Source organism: Streptomyces sp. NPDC059851, assembly GCF_042732005.1.
In the GTDB taxonomy this organism is placed as follows: domain Bacteria; phylum Actinomycetota; class Actinomycetes; order Streptomycetales; family Streptomycetaceae; genus Streptomyces.
Genome location: NZ_JBHWJJ010000070.1, coordinates 1 through 18887 on the forward strand (window position 1 = coordinate 1; position 18887 = coordinate 18887).

Annotated in this window: 21 protein-coding genes; 8 read left to right on the top strand and 13 right to left on the bottom strand. The window is 73.2% G+C overall.

All coding sequences use genetic code 11. From position 1 onward, the window contains the following. Positions 1–122 precede the first annotated feature (122 nt). The gene (gene speB / locus ACFV7Q_RS22745; protein WP_385431002.1) at positions 123–1112 is read left to right on the top strand and encodes an agmatinase; all 990 of its coding nucleotides are present in this window, start codon (positions 123–125) and stop codon (positions 1110–1112) included. Positions 1113–1709: 597 nt separating this feature from the next. Here speB and ACFV7Q_RS22750 read toward each other — a convergent pair. Next, positions 1710–2153 (bottom strand): hypothetical protein, encoded by a 444-nt coding sequence (locus tag ACFV7Q_RS22750; protein ID WP_385431004.1) that lies wholly within the window; start codon positions 2151–2153, stop codon positions 1710–1712. A gap of 119 nt (positions 2154–2272) precedes the next feature. Here ACFV7Q_RS22750 and ACFV7Q_RS22755 point away from each other — a divergent pair, with 119 nt between their 5' ends. Then, positions 2273–2842 carry a cysteine hydrolase family protein gene (locus ACFV7Q_RS22755; protein ID WP_385431006.1) on the top strand — a complete coding sequence of 190 codons (570 nt, stop codon included), beginning with the start codon at positions 2273–2275 and terminating at the stop codon, positions 2840–2842. Positions 2843–3156: 314 nt separating this feature from the next. After that, positions 3157–4341 carry a DNA topoisomerase IB gene (locus ACFV7Q_RS22760; protein WP_385431008.1) on the top strand — a complete coding sequence of 395 codons (1185 nt, stop codon included), beginning with the start codon at positions 3157–3159 and terminating at the stop codon, positions 4339–4341. Positions 4342–4413: 72 nt separating this feature from the next. Here ACFV7Q_RS22760 and ACFV7Q_RS22765 read toward each other — a convergent pair whose 3' ends face one another. The 5 genes from ACFV7Q_RS22765 to ACFV7Q_RS22785 form a co-directional block, all read right to left on the bottom strand. Further along, complete coding sequence (locus ACFV7Q_RS22765) at positions 4414–4680, bottom strand: DUF4235 domain-containing protein (RefSeq protein ID WP_385431010.1); 267 nt, start codon at positions 4678–4680, stop codon at positions 4414–4416. 18 nt (positions 4681–4698) lie between these two features. Further along, a complete protein-coding gene (locus ACFV7Q_RS22770) occupies positions 4699–5580 on the bottom strand; it encodes an SDR family oxidoreductase (protein ID WP_385431012.1) in 882 nt (293 codons plus the stop codon). Between the two features lie 144 nt (positions 5581–5724). Further along, positions 5725–6198, bottom strand: a complete 474-nt coding sequence (locus ACFV7Q_RS22775; RefSeq protein ID WP_385431013.1) for a hemerythrin domain-containing protein — start codon at positions 6196–6198, stop codon at positions 5725–5727. A 170-nt stretch (positions 6199–6368) separates the two neighbouring features. Next, positions 6369–7088: a UdgX family uracil-DNA binding protein gene (locus ACFV7Q_RS22780; RefSeq protein ID WP_385431015.1), complete on the bottom strand. Its 720-nt coding sequence runs from the start codon at positions 7086–7088 to the stop codon at positions 6369–6371. Between the two features lies 1 nt (position 7089). After that, positions 7090–7602, bottom strand: coding sequence for a DUF5709 domain-containing protein (locus ACFV7Q_RS22785; protein WP_385431017.1), 513 nt, complete (start codon positions 7600–7602; stop codon positions 7090–7092). 210 nt (positions 7603–7812) lie between these two features. On the opposite strand from ACFV7Q_RS22785, the gene ACFV7Q_RS22790 reads away from it, so the two are divergent. After that, positions 7813–9600, top strand: coding sequence for a thiamine pyrophosphate-requiring protein (locus ACFV7Q_RS22790; protein WP_385431078.1), 1788 nt, complete (start codon positions 7813–7815; stop codon positions 9598–9600). Between the two features lie 17 nt (positions 9601–9617). Here the strand turns inward: ACFV7Q_RS22790 and ACFV7Q_RS22795 are convergent, their stop codons facing one another. Together ACFV7Q_RS22795 and ACFV7Q_RS22800 are read right to left on the bottom strand one after the other, a co-directional pair. Then, positions 9618–10085: an ATP-binding protein gene (locus tag ACFV7Q_RS22795; protein ID WP_385431018.1), complete on the bottom strand. Its 468-nt coding sequence runs from the start codon at positions 10083–10085 to the stop codon at positions 9618–9620. Further along, positions 10085–10726 (bottom strand): endonuclease, encoded by a 642-nt coding sequence (locus ACFV7Q_RS22800; protein ID WP_385431020.1) that lies wholly within the window; start codon positions 10724–10726, stop codon positions 10085–10087. Before ACFV7Q_RS22800 ends, ACFV7Q_RS22795 begins: the two co-directional genes overlap by 1 nt. Positions 10727–10904: 178 nt before the next feature. Here ACFV7Q_RS22800 and ACFV7Q_RS22805 point away from each other — a divergent pair, with 178 nt between their 5' ends. Then, positions 10905–11090: a hypothetical protein gene (locus ACFV7Q_RS22805; RefSeq protein WP_385431022.1), complete on the top strand. Its 186-nt coding sequence runs from the start codon at positions 10905–10907 to the stop codon at positions 11088–11090. A 69-nt stretch (positions 11091–11159) separates the two neighbouring features. Here ACFV7Q_RS22805 and ACFV7Q_RS22810 read toward each other — a convergent pair whose 3' ends face one another. Continuing rightward, a complete protein-coding gene (locus tag ACFV7Q_RS22810; RefSeq protein ID WP_385431024.1) occupies positions 11160–11525 on the bottom strand; it encodes a hypothetical protein in 366 nt (121 codons plus the stop codon). Positions 11526–11759: 234 nt separating this feature from the next. On the opposite strand from ACFV7Q_RS22810, the gene ACFV7Q_RS22815 reads away from it, so the two are divergent. Then, positions 11760–12116: a hypothetical protein gene (locus ACFV7Q_RS22815; RefSeq protein ID WP_385431026.1), complete on the top strand. Its 357-nt coding sequence runs from the start codon at positions 11760–11762 to the stop codon at positions 12114–12116. 167 nt (positions 12117–12283) lie between these two features. Here the strand turns inward: ACFV7Q_RS22815 and ACFV7Q_RS22820 are convergent, their stop codons facing one another. The 3 genes from ACFV7Q_RS22820 to ACFV7Q_RS22830 all read right to left on the bottom strand — a co-directional run bounded on the left by ACFV7Q_RS22820 (position 12284) and on the right by ACFV7Q_RS22830 (position 16196). Continuing rightward, positions 12284–13501, bottom strand: coding sequence for a glycosyltransferase (locus ACFV7Q_RS22820; RefSeq protein WP_385431028.1), 1218 nt, complete (start codon positions 13499–13501; stop codon positions 12284–12286). Between the two features lie 335 nt (positions 13502–13836). Continuing rightward, the gene (locus tag ACFV7Q_RS22825; protein ID WP_385431080.1) at positions 13837–15087 is read right to left on the bottom strand and encodes a DUF1266 domain-containing protein; all 1251 of its coding nucleotides are present in this window, start codon (positions 15085–15087) and stop codon (positions 13837–13839) included. Positions 15088–15230: 143 nt separating this feature from the next. After that, positions 15231–16196, bottom strand: coding sequence for an SGNH/GDSL hydrolase family protein (locus ACFV7Q_RS22830; protein WP_385431030.1), 966 nt, complete (start codon positions 16194–16196; stop codon positions 15231–15233). A 179-nt stretch (positions 16197–16375) separates the two neighbouring features. On the opposite strand from ACFV7Q_RS22830, the gene ACFV7Q_RS22835 reads away from it, so the two are divergent. Together ACFV7Q_RS22835 and ACFV7Q_RS22840 are read left to right on the top strand one after the other, a co-directional pair. Next, positions 16376–17566, top strand: coding sequence for a PucR family transcriptional regulator (locus tag ACFV7Q_RS22835; RefSeq protein WP_385431032.1), 1191 nt, complete (start codon positions 16376–16378; stop codon positions 17564–17566). Positions 17567–17643: 77 nt separating this feature from the next. Then, positions 17644–18282 carry an SMI1/KNR4 family protein gene (locus tag ACFV7Q_RS22840; protein ID WP_385431034.1) on the top strand — a complete coding sequence of 213 codons (639 nt, stop codon included), beginning with the start codon at positions 17644–17646 and terminating at the stop codon, positions 18280–18282. A gap of 3 nt (positions 18283–18285) precedes the next feature. Here ACFV7Q_RS22840 and ACFV7Q_RS22845 read toward each other — a convergent pair whose 3' ends face one another. Then, positions 18286–18882: a class I SAM-dependent methyltransferase gene (locus ACFV7Q_RS22845; protein ID WP_385431036.1), complete on the bottom strand. Its 597-nt coding sequence runs from the start codon at positions 18880–18882 to the stop codon at positions 18286–18288. Positions 18883–18887 lie beyond the last annotated feature (5 nt).

Genomic DNA, 18887 nt, shown 5'->3' on the forward strand with positions numbered 1-18887 from the left:
CGCCGAGACCCGCGAGACGCTGATCAGCGCCCTCGCGATGCTCCGCAACAAGCACGCCGACCTGCCGTCCCGCAAGCACGGCAACCCGCCGCAGTGACCCCTGGAAAGGCACAGATCGCACCATGACCGCCCAGCCCAACGGAGTGACCCCGCCGCTGCCGCCGACCGAGACCGACCGGACGCTGCACTTCGCCGGCCAGGCCACGTTCGGTCGGATCCCCCGCCTCGACCAGGTGGAGAAGGCGGACATCGCCGTGGTCGGAGTCCCGTTCGACGGCGGTGTCACCTACCGCCCCGGAGCCCGCTTCGGCGGCAACGCCATCCGCGAGGCCTCCCGGACCCTGCGCCCCTACAACCCGGCCCAGGACGTCTACCCCTTCCACTACAGCCAGGTCGCGGACGCCGGCGACATCAGTGCCAACCCGTTCGACGCGGGCGAGGCGGTGGAGACGATCGAGGCCGCCGCCGACGAACTGCTTTCGAGCGGCGCCCGGCTGATGACGCTCGGCGGCGACCACACGATCGCGCTGCCGCTGCTGCGCTCGGTGGCCAAGAAGCACGGGCCCGTCGCCGTCCTGCACTTCGACGCCCACCTGGACACCTGGGACGACTACTTCGGTCAGCAGTACACCCACGGAATGCCCTTCCGCCGGGCCGTGGAGGAGGGCGTCATCGACACCTCCGCCCTCTGCCACGTCGGCACCCGCGGCCCGATCTACGGCAAGAAGGACCTCGACGAGGACGCCAAGCTCGGCTTCGGCATCGTCACCTCGGCGGACGTGATGCGCCGCGGGGTGGACGAGATAGCCCAGCAGCTGCGCGAACGGGTCGGCGACCGGCCCCTCTACGTGTCCATCGACATCGACGTCCTGGACCCGGCGCACGCCCCCGGCACCGGCACGCCCGAGGCGGGCGGGATGACCTCCCGCGAACTGCTGGAGATCCTGCGCGGGCTGGCCGACTGCCGGTTGGTCTCCGCCGACATCGTGGAGGTCGCCCCGGCCTACGACCACGCCGGCATCACCTCGATCGCGGCCTCGCACGCCGCCTACGAACTGATCACCATCATGTCCAAGCAGATCGCCCCGGTCCGTTGGGGGACGGGCGGATGACGTCCGGCGAAGACGTGGCCGGCGCGAGCGGTGCCGGCCACGTCCGAGCTTTGTTAATTCGCCGTGTCGAAACCGTCAAGGCGTCGTGTACCGTCCTTTCCCGGCCGCCCTCGTCGACGCGGATCTGCCAGTGACGGCAGCGCCGGTGCGATAAGTAATTTCGCTTCCGGGGGATCCCCTTCGCATTTCCTCCACCGCACGCGTCCTCCACGCAAATGAAATTGCAGATAAACGCGTGGACGCCCGTCGCGGACGCAGTGAGAAAAGGGCGCCCATGACGGTGCGCCCCAGCGAATTCCAGCCCCACGCCCGGCGCGGATCCGGGCACCGTGGGGGAGCGCCCGGACCACCCGACCGGGCGCGGCCGTTTCCGCGCCGCGCGGCCTCCTGGTGGTGACGTCTCCCCAGACGATGCCCGGCTGGGGCGGCACGGTCATCGTTTCGTTCATAGAGTTCACGGGCCGGAGCAGGCGAGCGACGGGCCGCCGTCACACCGACCCTCGTGCAGCGCCCGTGGCCCCGGACGGGCCTCCACCAGCCTTCCCCCCACCACCATCAGTGAGCTGGCGGCCACTCCTCGGCAGCACGGGACGGCCGTCAGACCGTCGACGACTCCGAGCCGGTGCGTGCGGCGGGCTCGGCCGCGTGCGTGATGCGGTAGCGCCGGTACGCACTGGCGAGCGGGCGTCGGTGCCGGTCGGTGAAGACTCCGTGGACCTCGTAGGTACCGGACGAGGCGTGCCCCACCGGGAGACGCTCGGGCTGCAGGTGGATCTCGTAGGGGCCGCCGGCCCGGAAGCTGCCGAGCTGGGTTTCCTGCGCCGCCTCGACGGTGCCGTCCCGGACCCGGGTCTCTGTGTAGGCGAGCCCGTCCACGTCCCGGCCCAATCGGAAGACGAGGCACAGCGTGACCAGCGCTCCCTCGGGCAACTCGACCGGATCGGATCGCTCCGCGGCCGGTTTGTTCTGGCAGTCCGTGCCCTCGGTGAGCAGGGCCATGTCCACGAGCTGGAAGTCGGTGGTGGTGCGTGGTTCATCCATGGCCCGCCCCTGCCCCGGACGACCACAGGGAAACGGCACGACCCGCCGATGCCCCGAAACGGCGACACCACGGTGGCGCCACCCGTTCTCCGGCGCTCCGGGCGGCGAGCGTCGACCCCATGCACACCGACACCCACGACGGCGGCCGGGCCGGGCACGACACCGCCCTGATCGTCATCGACATGCTCAACACCTACGAGCACGCCGACGCCGAGCTGCTCGTCCCCTCCGTACGCGCCGTCCTGCCCGCCGTGACCGGACTCATCGCCCGCGCCCGCGACCGCGGCATGCCGGTGATCTACGCCAACGACAACTTCGGGCAGTGGCGGTCGCACCACGGGGAGATCGCCGACACCGCTCTGGCGGGCCGCCACCCCGACCTGGTCGAGCCGGTCCTGCCCGCCGAGGACTCGTTCTTCGTCGTCAAGGCCCGCCATTCCGTCTTCTACGAGACCCCCCTCGCCTATCTGCTCGGTACGCTCGACGTCCGCAGGCTGGTCCTGACCGGACAGGTCACCGAGCAGTGCGTGCTCTACTCCGCCCTCGACGCCCACATCCGCCACCTCGAAGTCGTCGTCCCGCGGGACGCCGTCGCCCACATCCACGCCGACCTCGCCGACGCGGCACTGCGGATGATGGCCAGGAACATGCGGGCCGACATCGTGGACACCGCGGCCCGTGCCTGGTGAGCGGCGAGGGCGCGGGCGGGCCGTCGGCCGCCGTCCGGATGCAGGACCACGTTCCGGCGGACCGCGGCCGCCCCCAGCAGTGCGCCCCGGTCCCGCCGAAGGGGCAGTCCTCCGTGCGGGAACCCCCGGTCGGCCACCGGCTGCGGGTGTCGGCCCGACCGGTCCTGGGCAGGCGCGGAGGTAGCCGTAGGAGGCACGGCCACGTCGCGCAGCGTGCGGGACGTGCGGCAGCAGCCCGGAACCGGCCGCCAGGAGCAGGTACGTGAGGTACGGCAGCCGGCCCGGGGGCGGCGAGCCGAGGCGGGAGCGCAGGGATGAGCAGCCGGAAGGGCACCGCGGGCAAGGGCCACCGCCGCAGGCCCGGTGCGGCGGCCGCACCGCAGGCCGGGGGCCGGACGTCCACAGGGGCCGCCGGAACACCGCGCGCGGTGAAGAACGACACGGGCACGCGCTCCCGAGGGGAGCCGGCACGGCGTGCGCCCCGGCTGCGGACGAGTGATCCGAAGAGGCCCGGCTGGCGGCGGGTCCGCCGCGGGCGCGGCTTCCGCTACCTCGACACCGGCGGCGTTCCCCTTCCCGCGGACGACCGGGAGCGCGTCCGCGACCTCGTCATCCCGCCCGCATGGGAGGACGTCTGGATCTGCCCCTGGTCCAACGGCCACATCCAGGCCGTCGGCACCGATCGGGCAGGCCGCCGCCAATACCTCTACCACGCCCGCTTCCGGCAACAGCAGGACGCCGCCAAGCACGAGCACGTCCGCGACGTGGCCCGCTCCCTTCCCCGCCTGCGCCGCGCCATCGCCAGGGACCTGGCCGGGCGCGGCCTCGGGCGCGAGCGCGTGCTGGCCTGCGCGGCCCGCCTGCTGGACCTCGGCTTCTTCCGGGTCGGCGGTGAGCGCTACGCGCGCGACAACGACAGCTACGGACTGACCACACTGCTGCGCCGGCACGCCGCGTGCCGGCGTGGCGAGGTGTGCCTGAGCTTCCCCGCCAAGTCGGGCCGGCGCCAGACCCGCTCCCTCGTCGACGACCACGCCCTGTCCGTCGTCCGCGCCCTGCTCCGCCGCCGCGACGCCGGCCCCCGCCTGTTCGCGTACCGGGAAGGCGGCCGCTGGCACGAGGTGCACGCCGAGGACCTCAACACCTACCTGCGGGAGAACTCCGGCGAGGACATCTCGGCCAAGGACTTCCGCACCTGGCACGCCACGGTCCTGGCCGCGGTCGCCCTCGCCGTCTCACAGAACACTTCCGACGGGCCCCGCTCCGCCCGCAGGGGAGCCGTCTCCCGAGCGGTCCGCGAGGTCAGCGGCTATCTCGGCAACACCCCCGCCGTCTGCCGCGCCTCGTACATCGACCCGGTCGTCATCGAACGCTACGAGGACGGCGTCACCATCGCCCCCGACCTGGAGGGGCTGGGCGAGCAAGGAACGTACGGCCACCCCGCCACCCAGGGGGCCATCGAGCGCGCCGTACTGCACCTCCTGCGCAGACCGGCCTGACCGCGCGCCGCTCCCCGCGCGCGGTCTCACGTCCCGGCCGGCCCCGCCAGCCGTCCCGGCCCGCCGGCCCGCTCAGGCGGGCCAGGTGCCGGTCAGCCGGCGTACACCGGTGGCTCCGGCCCGCTCCACGGCCGCCTTGGTCCCCGCGAACACCGCCCCCTGGAGAGCGGCGGCGAGCAGGATCTCGCGCCAGGAGCGGTCCTCGTCCAGGGCGTCGGGCGTGTCGGCCCGGCCGCCCACGACCTTCCACAGCTGTTTGAACACCAGCCCGGCGGTCAGCCCGCTGAGGGCGCCGAGAGCCAGTCCGACGGGCCGGTAGGCGAGCTTGGCCTTGTTCACTTCGTCCTCCGGTTCGGGTCAAGGAAGGGGAGTACCGCCCGTGGCGTTGACGATCTCGCCCGTGATGTAGCTCGCCTGCGGCGAGGCGAGGAAGACGTAGGCCGGGGCCATCTCGGCCGGCTGGGCCGGCCTGCCGAGGGGCGACTGCTTGCCGAACCCGGACGGGTCGGGCATGGTCGCCGGGATGAGGGGCGTCCAGACGGGGCCGGGAGCGACGGCGTTGGCCCGGATCCCCTGCGGGGCGAGCATCAGGGCCAGGCCCTGGGTGAAGGTGACGATCGCGCCCTTCGTCATGGCGTAGTCGAGCAGTGGGGGGCTCGGCTTGTACGCCTGGACCGAGGCGGTGTTGATGATGCTGCTCCCGGGCCGCATGTGCGGCAGGGACATCTTCGTGAGCCAGAACATGCCGTACAGGTTGGTGCGCAACACCCGGTCGAACTGTTCCGTGGTGATGGCCTGGATGCCGTCGGGCTGCGCCATCTGGTGGGCGGCGTTGTTCACGAGGACGTCGATGCGCCCGAACTCGGCGACGCTGCGGTCGACGGTCTCCCGGCAGGCGGCTTCCTCGCGGATGTCGGCGACCAGGGGCAGCACCGTCCGACCGGCTTCGCGGACGAGCCGTCCCGTCTCGTCGGCGTCGGGCTGCTCCTCGGGGAGATGGGTGAAGGCGATGTCGGCCCCTTCCCGCGCGAAGGCGAGTGCGACGGCGCGGCCGATGCCGGAGTCACCGCCGGTGATCAGGGCCCGCAGCCCGTCGAGGCGGCCACAGCCGCAGTAGGAGTCCTCACCGTGGTCCGGCACGGGGACCATGTCGGCCGTGCTGCCCGGCGGTGACTGCTCCTGCGGGGGGAAGTCGGGTCGCGGGTGGGCGGTCGTGGGGTCGGGTGCAGGGGTGTTCACCGTGTTGTCCTTCCTCCGCGGGCGTCGTCGCCCGGCGCGCGTCTTCCCCGACCGTCGCCGCCTACACGCCGGCCCACGGCTGCGGACGACGGGCCGGCCCTCGTCCCGTCCACCACGGGCACGGGAGCCCGTCGCCGACGCCCGTCACGACGCGGCGCTGGGCAGGGCCAGCGGGCCCTTGGGCGCTTCCGCCTTGGCCTGCTCCATCTGCTCGCCCAGTTCGAGCAGCCGGTTGCGCCCCAGGGCCTTGCGGACCTCGGGGAACCAGTCGTTCTCCTCCTCCTCGACGTGATGGCGGACCTGCTCGATCAGAACCGTCATCTTCGGCTTGAACCTCTCGTCCCCCGGGTCCAAGTCCACCAGTTCGGAGAGCATCCACACGACGGCGTGGTGCTCCTCAACGCTCTCCAGGACGTGGTCTGCGGTGTCCGGAGCGGCTTCCCTGGCCGCGGGGTAGAAGATCTGCTCCTCGATCCACGCGTGCGTGGTGAGTTCCTCGATCACCTCGTCGGCGATCCGGCGCCGCTCGTCCCGGTCCTCGTCGTCGGTCTTCTCGAAGCGCTTGAACAGCTTCTCCACGGTCTTGTGGTCCGCGCGCAGCAGCACGATGCCGTCCATGTTCTCCTCCGGTGAAGTGCGGGGCCGGTCGTCCCGGTCGGGCGACGGGTGCCCGTCCTGCCGCCGCGCCTGCCCCGCTGACCGGCCGGCACACCTGCCTGGCCGCCGCCCGGCCCGTCGATGCCGAAGGGAAGTGGGGGGTGTGGGGCGGGCGCGCCGCCGGGCGGAGGCTACGCCTGGTCGAGGGCGCGCGCGGCGATCCGTAGGTCCGCCACCAGTCCGCGGTACGCGGCGTCCCGGTCCGGCGCACGGAGCACTGCCGACGGATGCACGGTCACGAGCACCCGGGCCTCCGGCAGGTCCGGCTCCCCGTCGCGGGAGTCGCCTCCCGGCAGGGGCTCCAACATCCCCCGGTGGTCACCCAGCCGGAAGGGCCCGCCCAGGAGCGCCCTCCCCGCCGTTGCACCCAGGGCCACCACCAGACTGGGCCGGATCGCCGCCAGCTCCGCCACCAGCCACGGCCGGCAGGCGGCCATCTCGCGCAGGCTCGGGGCCTTGTGGATCCGCCGCTTCCCGCCTTCGGGCACGGTGAACTTGAAGTGCTTCACCGCGTTGGTGAAGTAGACCGAGGACTCGTCGAGGCCCGCCGCGCCCAGTGCCCGGCGCAGCAGGGTGCCCGCGGGCCCGACGAAGGGTTCGCCGTCCCTGTCCTCCCGGTCCCCGGGCTGCTCGCCCACGAGGACGACACGGGCCTTGGGCGGGCCCGCCCCGAACACCGTCTGCGTCGCGTCCGCGTGGAGGGGGCAACCACGGCAGCAGGCCGCGGCCTCGCGCAGCTCGCCGAGGTCGTCCGTGTGCGGGACGTACGGTCCCGCGTCGTGGTCCGGTGCCGTGGCGGTCGCGCCGGGGTTCCGTCCGCCGCCGTCAGCCTCCCGTGGTCGTGGCCCCACGTCACTCGCCTCCGCCCCGATCGGTTCCCTCGCCGTAACCCTCGTCCTCCGGCTCGATCTCCTCGATCACGTGGACCGCGGCCTCCTCGGCCGCTGCGGCACCCCCGTCGATGCCCACGTCGCTCGCGCGAACGGCGAGGTGCCGACCCGCATCGGCGTCGTACACGGGGGCCAGTCGGCCTGCGCGCGCGGTACCCGCCTGCGGGTCGATCGGTTCGCCCTCGCCGCCCGGGAGGTCACCGACCCCGTCGTCCTCACCGGGTTGCGTCGGGTCGGGTTCCGGGAGCTCCCGGGCCAGGCGCTCGTCCAGGCTCTCCCCGGTGCGCTGCTCGCGCCGGGTCGTGCCGTGGTTGGCAGCCGCGTACGGGCGCTCGGGAGGCGACTCGCCGGTGTCGAGCCGCTCGTCGAGGTCGGGCTCGGCGAGGGCGTTCTCCAGGTCGGGCTGCATCTCACCGGGCTGGTCCGGGTTCGGCAGCTGGTACACGTTGTTGCCTGTGGGATCGGTGTCGCTCATGGTGTGCGCCTTTCACTGGGGCCTCCCCTGCGCCCTTCCCTGCCCTGCGGCTACCCGCACTTCCCGCGCCCTACCGCCCTTCCGGCACCCGACCCGTTCCGGCCCCCCGCGTGGGACCGACCGGACCGGGCAGACGCGGGGGTGACGGGGGTGGGCGGGGGGTGAGGCGGGCGGAGGCCCGAGGGGACCGGATCACGAGGGAGCATGACCATGAAGGTTGCCGACTACGTGTTGCAGCGGCTGCGGGAATGGCGGGTCACGTACGTCTTCGCCTACCCCGGCGACGGGATCAACGGTCTCCTCGCGGCCTGGGGGCGGGCCGAGGACCGGCCGCGGTTCATCCAGGCGCGCCACGAGGAGATGTCCGCCTTCCAGGCCGTCGGCTACGCCAAGTTCTCCGGCCGGATCGGGGTCTGCGCCGCCACCTCCGGACCCGGCGCGATCCACCTCCTGAACGGGCTGTACGACGCGAAGCTCGACCACGTGCCCGTCGTCGCCATCGTCGGGCAGACCGACCGCAGCGCCATGGGCGGCTCCTACCAGCAGGAAGTCGACCTGCTCTCCCTCTACAAGGACGTCGCCTCCGCCTTCTGCGAGATGGTCACCGTCCCCGAACAGCTGCCCAACGTCCTGGACCGGGCCCTGCGGATCGCCGTCACCAGCCGCACCCCGACCGCGCTGATCATCCCCGCCGACGTGCAGGAACTCGACTACGAACCGCCCTCCCACGCCTTCAAGCAGGTCCCCTCCAGCCTGGGCGTCGGCCACTACGCCCCCGTGCCCGCCGACGAGGACCTGGCTCGGGCAGCGGACATACTCAACGCCGGCGAGAAGCCGGCCATCCTCATAGGGCAGGGCGCCCGGCACGCCCGCGCCGAGGTCGAGCAGGTCGCCGACCTCCTCGGCGCGGGCGTCGCCAAGGCGCTGCTCGGCAAGGACGCGCTGCCCGACACCCTCCCGTACGTCACCGGCGCGATCGGGCTGCTCGGCACCAGGCCGTCGTACGAGATGATGCGGGACTGCGACACGCTGCTCGTGATCGGCTCCAGCTTCCCCTACACGCAGTTCCTGCCCGAGTTCGGCCAGGCCCGCGCCGTGCAGATCGACATCGATCCGGCCATGGTCGGCCTGCGCTACCCGTTCGAGCTGAATCTCGTCGGCGACGCGGCCCGGACGCTACGGCGACTCATCCCGCTGTTGGACCGCCGTACGGACGGCGACTGGCGCGAGGCCATCGAGAAGGGCACCGCGCGCTGGTGGGAGGTCATGGAACGACGGGCCGAGGTCCCGGCCGATCCGATCAACCCCGAGTACGTGGTGCACGCGCTGGACGAACTGCTGCCCGACGACGCCATCGTCACCGCGGACTCCGGGTCCGCCGCGAACTGGTACGCGCGGCACCTGCGGCTGCGCGACGGCATGCGCGGCTCCCTGTCGGGCACCCTCGCCACGATGGGCCCCGGTGTGCCGTACGCGATCGGCGCGAAGTTCGCCCACCCCGACCGTCCGGCGATCGCGCTCGTCGGGGACGGCGCGATGCAGATGAACGGCCTGGCCGAACTCCTCACCGCGGCGAAGTACTTCCACCAGTGGTCCGATCCCCGGCTGGTCGTCGCGGTGCTGAACAACCAGGACCTCAACCAGGTCACCTGGGAGATGCGCGCCCTCCAGGGCGCCCCGCAGTTCGAGCCCTCGCAGAGCATCCCCGACGTTCCCTACGCCGACGCCGCCGCCCTGTTCGGCCTCGACGGCGAGCGGGTGGAGACGGCCGGGACGGTGACACCCGCCTGGCGCCGGGCGCTGGCCGCGGACCGGCCCTACGTCATCGACTTCCGGACGGACCCCGCCGTGCCCCCGATCCCGCCGCACGCCACCTGGGACCAGATCAAGTCCGCCGCCACCTCGGTGCTGCGCGGCGACAGCGACCGGACCGCGGTGGTCCGCCAGGGGCTCAGGGCCAAGCTCCACGCGTTCCTGCCGGGCCGGGGAGGGAGCTGACCCGGGGAGCTGGCCGCCTACTCCCGTGCCTTCCTGACACCCCTGACACCGCCGCCACGCGCCCGCAAGGCGGCGGACAGCAGCTTCGGCACGGCGAGGGTGGCCCACACGGCTTTGCCGTGGGGGCGTGGTGTGACGCCCCATGCCGTGGCGAGGCCGTTGATGATGTGCAGGCCGTGACCGTGGGGCGCGGCGGGCCGGAACGGACGCAGGTGCGGCTCCCGGCTGCTGGGATCGGAGACGCTGATGGTGAGCCGTCCGCCGTCGAGGTCGAGTTCCAGGTCGATGCCGGTGGGACCGCGGGTGTGGAAGCAGGCGTTGGACAGGAGCTCGCACGACACGAGGACGGCGCTCTGGACCACGTCGTTGCCCAGCCGGTCGGCCATCTCCGACAGCCTGCTGCGGACGAAGTCGAGCCCGGTGCCGGACCTGCTGCTGCGGGCTGCCCCGAGCTCCCGGTGGTAGTGCAGGCGATGTCCGATCATCACGCACCCCGCAGCCGATCGCTTGCGCCCCGGGTCAGACCCACGCGTACCAGGCCATCGGCGAACCGGGCGAACTCGCCCCGCGGGACGAGCTCGGCGAGTTTCCCCGGCGTACGGGGCAGTCCGACGCCGGACGCCGCCTCACGCACCCGCGCGTCGGCGAAGGGCCGCAGCTCCGGCCAGACGGCCTGGACCTCGCGGCAGAAGACGTCGGCTCCGGTAGGGCCGATCCGAGGCACCTCCTGCAGGAGCTCCCGTACCCGGGGCGGGTCGCCGCCGGCCTCCTCCCGGAGGGCGCGCAGGTCGCCGTTCCACCGGTCGAGGACCAGCCGCGCCCCCTTGCCGAGGGCGGTGGCCGTGCTCTCGTCGTAGCGGCGGTAGTGCGCGCGGCCGAGCGCGTCGACGCGGTCCTGCCATGTCGAACCCGCCATCCGGCGTGGCGTGCGGAGCCCGTCCGCGAACAGCTCCCGGGCCGCCGCGACGGCCGTCGCGGCACGGATCGGCGCCGACAGCAGTACGCACAGCACCAGGAGCTGGTACAGGGGGGACGGAGCGTCGCGCAACCGGATACCGGCCTCGTGCACGTACGTCTCCCCGTAGTCGCGCAGTATCCGGCGGGCCATCGCCTGCGTCGAGTCCATGGGAGTGTCCTCACGAGTCGTTTCCGGGGCGGGAGCCACCCCTTCCGGGGGGCGCCTGCCCCGCCTCCCGGAGGGCATTCCCGGTGGATCCGGGCAAGACGGAAGGTTGCGGAGGCCGCTCGCGGGGCAGGCGCAGACGGTCCGGGACACCGGGCGGAGACTTCCGGGAGGGACAGCCGTGAAGGGCATCGACGACGAACGACAGAAGCCGGCGAAGGGCCGCGAGGAACACGCGCAGGAGCACCCCGGCCCGGATCCCGTTCACCCCGAGGCCAGCAAGCCGGTGGCCGGCAAGAGCCCCGAGGAACTGAGAAGGAGGCAGGAGCGGCGGATGGGCCCGGAGCACGCCGGCGACACCGAGTGACCGCCCCGCGGTCCCCCAGTGGCAGGAGGAGCTACGGCACGGGGCTGCACGGCACTGGGCTACGGAACCCTACGGCCCCTCGTCATACATCCCCGTCTCGACCTCAAGGGCGAGTTCCTGAAGGACCTCGATCGAGGAGACGTCCGTCCGCCCGCTGTCGTGTGCGATCGCCAGGCTGGTGAACGCCAGACTGAACCCGGAGACCATCGTGTGCAGGGCGGGACCGAGCGCCCGGGACACGTGCGCCGCCACCTGCTGCGGGGACGCGTCGGCCGGCACTCTGATCGACGGCAGCATTTCGTTCAGCAGCAGCGTGGCCACGCCGTTCGCCGCGGCCGGAGCGTCGACGTCCTCTCCCGCTTCCACGGCCAGGCGGATGTCCTGTGCCTCGGTGAGGATGCCGATGACCCGCTTCAGTATCTCAGCGCGTTCCATCTTGCGGAGCGTAACCCCGCGCCCCGTCGACCGCCGCCGGAGGCCCGCGCACCAGGTCCCTCCGCCCGTTGTCACACCCGCGCGCACCCCGCGGTCTCCGGGACGCCGACGGGTCACGGCCACCCACCGTGTCCGCACCGCCACGGACCGGCCGCAGCGCGCCGGGGCGGGCGCGGGTGGATGCTGGAGGAGGACCGAAACCGAACCCGTTCCGGCTGCAGGGAGGAGCCCGTCATGAGCAGCACGGAGGTGACCGTGGTGGTCAGCGACTGCGCCGAGGAGGACGCCCGCGCCGTCTTCGCGACGCTCGACGCGGCCTTCACGGCGGAGAAGACGACCAGGCCGCGGTCGGGCACCGGGGCGACGGTCTGGACATCCGCCTACGACGTGGCCGCCCCCGGCGAACAGGCCCCGGCTGCCCCGGCACCGCTGGCCCACCAGGTCAGCGTCGAGGCCCAGGGCGGCTACCGGGCCGTGGACCGCCTGGTGGCCGTACTGGACTCGGCGTACGTGATCGACACGGTGGGTACCGCTGCCGGCGACCAGGAGAAGGACATCCACTTGCGGATCCACGGCCGCGCGGGGGTGTGAGGCGCCCCTCCCGGGGCAAGGGACCCGGTGAGAACGGCTTTCCCGAAGGGCCGCGCGGTGGGCACCCCTTCTCCTCATGCCGCGTGGCCGGCGGGGACGGGCTGGAGGGCGTCCCGTCCAGCCCGTCTTCCTCGCGCGCACGGGCGGTCCGTGCCCCTACGAGAGCGTCACGGTCGGCCGATCGCGTCGAGCAGAAGCCGCGCCGCCACCGCCGCTCCGTCGGTGCGGACGGTGCCGGCCACGGCCAGCGCCCTGGCCCGGGTCTCGGGAGCGAGGGCCGTCCGGAGCGCGGCGGACAGGGACTCGACGGTCGGGGTCGGACCGTCGTGGGCCGCACCGATACCCAGATCGGCCACCCGGCCGGCCCAGTACGGCTGGTCCGTCGCCTGGGGTACCACCACCTGCGGCGCGCCCGCCCGGGCCGCCGCAGTCGTCGTACCCGCACCCCCGTGGTGCACCACGGCCGCCACCCGCCCGAACAGCACCTGCTGGTTGACCTCACCGACGGCGAAACAGTCGTCCCGCTCGTCCACCAAGGACAGATCGGCCCACCCACGGGCCACCACCGCGCGCCGGCCCTGCGCCCGGACCGCCTCGACGGCCACCCGGGCCACGTCCGCCGACGCGTGCAGGGGCATGCTGCCGAAGCCGACGTACACCGGTGGCGTACCGGCATCCAGGAACGCCGCCAACTCCACCGGGAGGGGGTGGGGGTCCGGCAGGATCCACGCGCCGGTCTGGACGACGTCGAGGCCGGGCGCTCCACGCCAAGGGTCCAGGACCGGATCCGTCGCCAGCCAAGGCCGGTCGCCGATGACGTAGGCGCGGACGTCGTCCACCGGCGGCAGGCCGGCCGACGCCCGGTTCGTGTTCAGTGCCTCACCGAACAGCGCGTTGATGCTCTCGGCGTCCAGGTCCCACAGCATGCGGTTGTCGGTCACCTCCGGCGGTAGCGGCCGGCCAGGATAGGCCAGCGGCGGGCGGTGCGGAGACGGCAGCGTGAGCTGCTGGAACGTCACGGACACCGACGGAATGCCCAGCTTCTCGGCCACCGACCGTGCTCCCGCCGCGGCAGGCATCACCCCGGTCGCCACCAGCACGTCGCACCCCTCCGCAGCCGCAGTGACCGCCTCGAACTGGTCGGCGATCAACGAGGCCGCCCGCTCGGGCAGCGACGACGGCGGCGGCGCCGCGAGCGTCAGCGCACGCGCCGACGGCCCGACCGGCACCAGCGGCACCCCGACACCGGCCAACCGCTGCGCGAAGTCCTCGTCCGGCGGCGCGCACACCCGTACTTCCGCGCCGAGTGCCCGCACCTGCTCCGCGAGTCCGACCAGCGGTTCGACGTCTCCACGTGACCCGTACGTCGACAGCAACACACGCATTTCCGCGACTCCCCGTTCCTCGCGCTACGGCTCCGGCCGGCGATTCTGGGCCACCACCCCGGCCTTGCCGCAAGCCCCCCGGTGCGCTATACGTTGGGAGCGGAGAGGAACGGGATCGCTCCTTATCCCTTCGACCCCCACCACGAGCCGGCTCCTTGCCCGCAGAGCGGCACCGCCGTCCGGCAGCCGGTGGCGCGCCCCGACTTCGTGGGCCCCGCACCGGCACGCGCCTTCACGGTGCCCACCACCGGGTGCAGCCGGCCCGCGACCCCCGCGTCGGACGGACCCGCCCCGAACCGCCCTGACGCCCCGACCCGGTCTGCGTGACGGACGGGTCAGGCCCACGGCAGGGTGCGCCAGGGGCTGGCGGGGTCGGTGGTCAGGACCCGGTGGACGCGGAGCGCCGTCTCGTACCACTCCCCGAACTGCTCCTCGTCGAAGTGCAGGCAGCGGGCGAGGACGTACGCCGCCGAAAAGTCCTCCCAGGACCGGTAGTTGGCGTGGACGAGGCGGCCGGCGCGGACGACCGCCGCCTCGGCCTCCTGGAGGGAACAGAGGCGGGAGGCCAGGCCCCAGCGGGCCATACCGGACGCCCGACCGTAGTCCCACGCCTCGATGGTGCGGACGTACCCGCGTTCCGGGAGTACACCGTCGGCGCGGAACCGGGCCTCGTAGCGGGTGATCCGACCGATCAGCCGCTGTACGCCGTCGATCTCGGACTCGACCTCGGCAGCGGTCGGTACCCGCCCCGGGCTGACGCCGTCGGGGGTGGGCGTCGGCCGGGCGGCCTCTTCGGCCCGCAGGCGCAGGAAGTGGGCGGCGGCAGTGCGCCAGTGGTCGGCATCGACAGGGCCGGCGAAGTCCAGGGCCATCCCGCGCCGCAGCTGGAGCACGAACTGCCAACTGCTGCTGACCATCCCGGCGCGCAGCAGTCGGTCCTGCACGTCGAGCCAGTCCTCCCGGGTGGTGACGCCCCACCACTCCTTGAGCCTGCTGCTCTCGGCGGTGTAGCCGTCGCCGTGGTAGGCCATCGCGTTCCAGAACTGGCCGTTGCGGACGGGAACGTGCGCGCCGACGGCCAGGCCGAAGGCGACCACCCCCTGGAGGGGGCCACCGATTTCGAGGGTGTGGACGGCGTCCCGGGCGAGGCCGCGCCGCTCCACGGGGGCGTAGTGCCGCCGCCACAGCTCCCGGCCCTCGGGGCCGGCGGGCAGCACTCCCTCGCACGGGCTGCCCGGGTTCACCACGAGGTACGGCGGGTCGGCGGCCTCCCAGACGCTCGCGAACCAGCCCAGGGAGTAGCTCCGGTACACCGGGTCGGGTACGGGGGGCGGGAGCATGCCCGCGGTGTAGACGGCCAGACAGTAGGTGCCGGTCTGCGGGTTCCAGTACGGGTGGAAGCGGCTGGTCCCGCGGTTCGCGTCCACCGCGGCCCGGGACTGCATCATGAACAGGTCGGCCCGGGCGACGAGATCGTAGTAGGCGGACCAGTCGCCCCGCATTCTCGCCCCGTACAGCCTGCGTTCGACCGCGCTGGGCGCCTGCCACCCCTCCACGCCGGCCACAGCTCCCCTTCCGTGCCCCACCGTCATCCCCGTGGATCAACCCTACGTGCCCGGCATCGCCCCTGATCACGGCCCTCACGCCGCCCCGCGGGCCACCGGGCTCGCCCTGACGGTCCCGGCCGGACGGCGCGGCCAGGCGGGCGCGGCGGGCGGCGCCGTGTGCTTCAGCGGCCCAGTGCCCTCAACACCGCTTCGGCCACGACGCGTTGACCGGTGGCATTGGGGTGCAGGGGCGCTGCGGGCGAGGTCGGCAGGACGCCCTCGATCCAGGGGGAGGAGGAGCAGGCGTCGTGGCCCCGGGTGGGACCGAGGGTGTCGACGTACGTGGCGCCCGCCGCGGTGGCGGCGCCGGCCGTCTTCTCGTTGAGCTCGCCGATGACGGAGCGCAGGAAGCGGAGGTCGCCGGTGGTGACGGGCAGCTTGCCCAGGCACTTCAGTGGGTCGTCGGGGAGTACCGACGGGTACCCGACGACGACCACCCTCGCGCTCGGGGCCTTGGTGGACACGGTGCGCAGGCCGTCGGCCAGCCGTGCCGCCGCCGAATCGAGCCTCCTGGTGAGCGTATCGCCGTAGAAGTCCCGGCAGGGCGCTCCGAGGGGATCGGTCAGGGCGAGGGTCGAGCAGACGGCCACGACGTCCACGAAGCCGACGTCGGAGGTGCCCATGTCGTTGCCCCCGAGCGTGAGCGTGACCAGGGACGTGTCGGGCGTGACGGCATCGAGCTGGGGGCCGTTCACGACGGTCCCGGCGTCCGTCTGGGGCGTGGTGAGTGCGCTCACCTTGGCCCCGGTGCAGCTCCTTTCCGTGTACGAGGACGGGGCGAGGGCCGCGGCGACGAGGTGGCCGTAGTTGCGGTCGGAGCGCAGGCACGGACCGGCGGACTGGGCGGGGACCCCCGCCCCCGCGGCGTACGAATCCCCGAGGGCCACGTACTTGCCCGTCCCGGCGGGTGCCGGGAGCGGGACCGGGGCCGCCGCCTGCGCGGAGGCATGGGCGGTGGCCAGGGTGAGGGCGGAGGCGAGGAGCGCGGCGCCGGCCCGTACGGACGCACGCCGTGCGGCATGGTGCGGGGCGAGGCGTGCAGCGCGGCGTGCGATGCGCGTGGTGCGGGGTGTCGGGGCTGTGGACACGGTTCCCCCTGAGGACGCAGGTACGACGGAATACGGATCGGTACCGGCCGGTAACGTCCTCGTATCGTGCTGGGCGGACCCCGCGCGGGCCATGTGCCGGCACACACACCCGTTCCCCTCTCCTTGTCCCCGGGCACAATGTGCGCCCCGCCGCACTCCGCCGTTTGTAGCCTGCGGGCATGAGCCGCACTCCCGACGCACCCGCCGAGATCGCCCCCGTGGCGGCCTCGTTGCTCACGCGCACCGAGGAACTGGGCACACGGATGGCCCGCCGCATCCGTGCCGAGGTGGCGTACTACCGGGGCGACGAGCACGTGTCCTTCGCGGAGCTGGCGGCCTCGTGCCGGTGCAACTGCGAGCAGGTGCTGCGGCAGCTCGTCGACGGCCGTTGTGCGGACGGGGCCCCGGCGCAGGAGACCGGCCGTCAACGGGCGCGCCGGGGAACGCCGCTGGCGGAACTGCTGCACGCCTACCGCGTCGGTGCCGAGGTCCTGTGGTCCGCCATCACCTCCGAGGCCCGTTCCACGCAGGGCCTCACCACGGAAACGATCATGTCGCTGGCCGCCTGGTGGGTGAACGGAGGCCTTGCCGCGTCCGCGAGCGACGCGTACCGCGAGGAAGCCGCCGAGATGGTGCTGCAGCGCGAGCGGGAGCGTTCGGCCCTGGTCGAGGCCCTCTTCACGGGCCTGCTCACCGACCGCACCACCCTCTGGGAGGCCGCCGACGTCCTCGGCCTCCCCACCGGCGGCCCCTACCTCGTGGTCGCCGCCGAGGTCCCCGGTACCGGCCGGGAGGCACTACCCGGGATCGAGGCGGACCTCCTCGCCGAACGACTGCGGTCGGCCTGGCGCCTCCTGCCGGACCTCCACGTCGGCGTGGTGGCCGTCCGCCGTACGGGAGCCGATGACGCGGTCCTGCACGTCCTGGAACGGTCGCCCGCCGTCCGCGTGGGCGTCAGCCCTTCGTACCGCGACCTGCGGGACACCCCCAGGGCCCTCCGGCTCGCCCGCCTGGCACTCACCGCCGCACGCGGCCGGCCGGCGGGCGTCGCACGCTTCGACAACCGTCCCGCCGCCCTGTTGGTGGCCGCGGCACCCGACGAGGCCGGAAGGATCGCCCGTGCCGTCCTCGAAGGCGTCCTGCGGCTGCGGGCCGATGAACGGGGCCGCCTACTGGAGACCCTGGAGTGCTGGTTCGCGGCAGCAGGCTCGACGGCCGAAGCGGCGCGGCTCCTGTACTGCCACCGCAACACCGTCCGCTACCGGCTGCAGCGGCTGGAGGAGTTGACGGGACGCTCGCTGCGCGACCCCCGCGCGGTCGCCGACCTCGCCGTGGCGCTGCACGCGCTGCGCCTGATGCCCGAGACGTAGTCCGCTCCGTGCCGCCGTGCCGGGCGACCACGCGTAGGGTGCCGGGGAAGAGACCGGGGAAGTGAAGGGAACGGAAAGTGGGCGGCGCCGTACACACCCTCTGGGACGAGCTCGAAACATGGGCGCGGACACACGCGGGCCGGTCCCTCCACCTCCGGCCCGGCGTTCCACCGGAACGCATCGACGAGGCGGAGAAGGCGATGGGGGTGACCTTTCCGAGCGACCTGCGCGAGTCCTTCCTGCATCACGACGGCCAAGACCTCTCAGCCGGCGAACCATTCGCATGGCTGCCCGGGTGCAGTCCCCTCGCACCGCTGGAAGCGGTGGTCGAGCGGTGGCGCGACGAGGGGCAATGGTTCGACGAGGACGATGGGGCGGACCACACGATCAGTGACGACGGCCTCCTGCACGACGTGGTGGGACACCCCCGGCGCATCCCGATCGCGGGCAACGAATGGTGGGACGGCGACAACACGTACGTCGACCTGTTCCCGGGGCCGCACGGCTCCAGCGGCCAAGTGATCACTTTCGTCTCCGAATGCGACCTGGTGGTCATGGGGTCCAGCCTGCGCGAGGCGCTGGAAGACCACCTCCACTGCCTGCGCTCCGGCGCTTGGGTCGTCGAGGGAGGTGTCGTCAGGCCGAAGGGCGCGGCACGCGACGCGTTCCCCCACACCTCCGAGCTGTTCGCGGCGCGGAGGGGGCGGACGCGCTGAGCACTACAGGCGTACCGCGCTCAGCTGCGCCGCGGTCGAAGCCATGCGCGTCGGGGGTTCCCAGGTCCAAGCGCGGACGGAACCGAAACCGGCCGCGGTGACCGTGCGGGCGAGCGCAGGGAGGCCGGCGGGGAGCCACTTCTCGTGGGCGGACAGGACCATGCGGCCACCCGGTCGCAGGACGCGGTGGAGTTCGGCGAGGGCGGCGGGTACGTCGGGCCACAGGTGGAGGTTGTTGACGGAGATCACGAGGTCGGCCGAGGCGTCGGGTTCGCCGGTGCGGGCGGCGGTGCCGACGGCGAGGCGGAGACGGCCCCGGGCGATCGGGGCGGCGCAGCGGCGGCGGGCCATGGACAGCATGAGGTCGGAGGGGTCGATACCGATGACGTGGGCCGAGCGCCGGGCGGCGGCTGCGAGCCCGACGCCCGGTCCCGGACCGATGACGAGGACGACGTCCTCTTCGGCGGGCGCAGCGACGGCGACCGCACGCCGCTCGGTGGCGGCGTTGCCGTGGGCCATGAGGCGACCGCCGAGACGCCCCAACAGGCCGCTCGGCCGGCCGAACCCCTTGGCCAGGAGCTGCCGCGTGATGCTCTCCACGCCCC

Coding starts and splice junctions, on each gene's coding strand:
- ACFV7Q_RS22835 (WP_385431032.1), top strand. CDS start 16,376: ATGAGCCGCACTCCCGACGCACCCGCCGAGATCGCCCCCGTGGCGGCC.
- ACFV7Q_RS22760 (WP_385431008.1), top strand. CDS start 3,157: ATGAGCAGCCGGAAGGGCACCGCGGGCAAGGGCCACCGCCGCAGGCCC.
- ACFV7Q_RS22785 (WP_385431017.1), bottom strand. CDS start 7,602: ATGAGCGACACCGATCCCACAGGCAACAACGTGTACCAGCTGCCGAAC.
- speB (WP_385431002.1), top strand. CDS start 123: ATGACCGCCCAGCCCAACGGAGTGACCCCGCCGCTGCCGCCGACCGAG.
- ACFV7Q_RS22755 (WP_385431006.1), top strand. CDS start 2,273: ATGCACACCGACACCCACGACGGCGGCCGGGCCGGGCACGACACCGCC.
- ACFV7Q_RS22750 (WP_385431004.1), bottom strand. CDS start 2,153: ATGGATGAACCACGCACCACCACCGACTTCCAGCTCGTGGACATGGCC.
- ACFV7Q_RS22815 (WP_385431026.1), top strand. CDS start 11,760: ATGAGCAGCACGGAGGTGACCGTGGTGGTCAGCGACTGCGCCGAGGAG.
- ACFV7Q_RS22820 (WP_385431028.1), bottom strand. CDS start 13,501: ATGCGTGTGTTGCTGTCGACGTACGGGTCACGTGGAGACGTCGAACCG.
- ACFV7Q_RS22790 (WP_385431078.1), top strand. CDS start 7,813: ATGAAGGTTGCCGACTACGTGTTGCAGCGGCTGCGGGAATGGCGGGTC.
- ACFV7Q_RS22775 (WP_385431013.1), bottom strand. CDS start 6,198: ATGGACGGCATCGTGCTGCTGCGCGCGGACCACAAGACCGTGGAGAAG.
- ACFV7Q_RS22800 (WP_385431020.1), bottom strand. CDS start 10,726: ATGGACTCGACGCAGGCGATGGCCCGCCGGATACTGCGCGACTACGGG.
- ACFV7Q_RS22810 (WP_385431024.1), bottom strand. CDS start 11,525: ATGGAACGCGCTGAGATACTGAAGCGGGTCATCGGCATCCTCACCGAG.
- ACFV7Q_RS22795 (WP_385431018.1), bottom strand. CDS start 10,085: ATGATCGGACATCGCCTGCACTACCACCGGGAGCTCGGGGCAGCCCGC.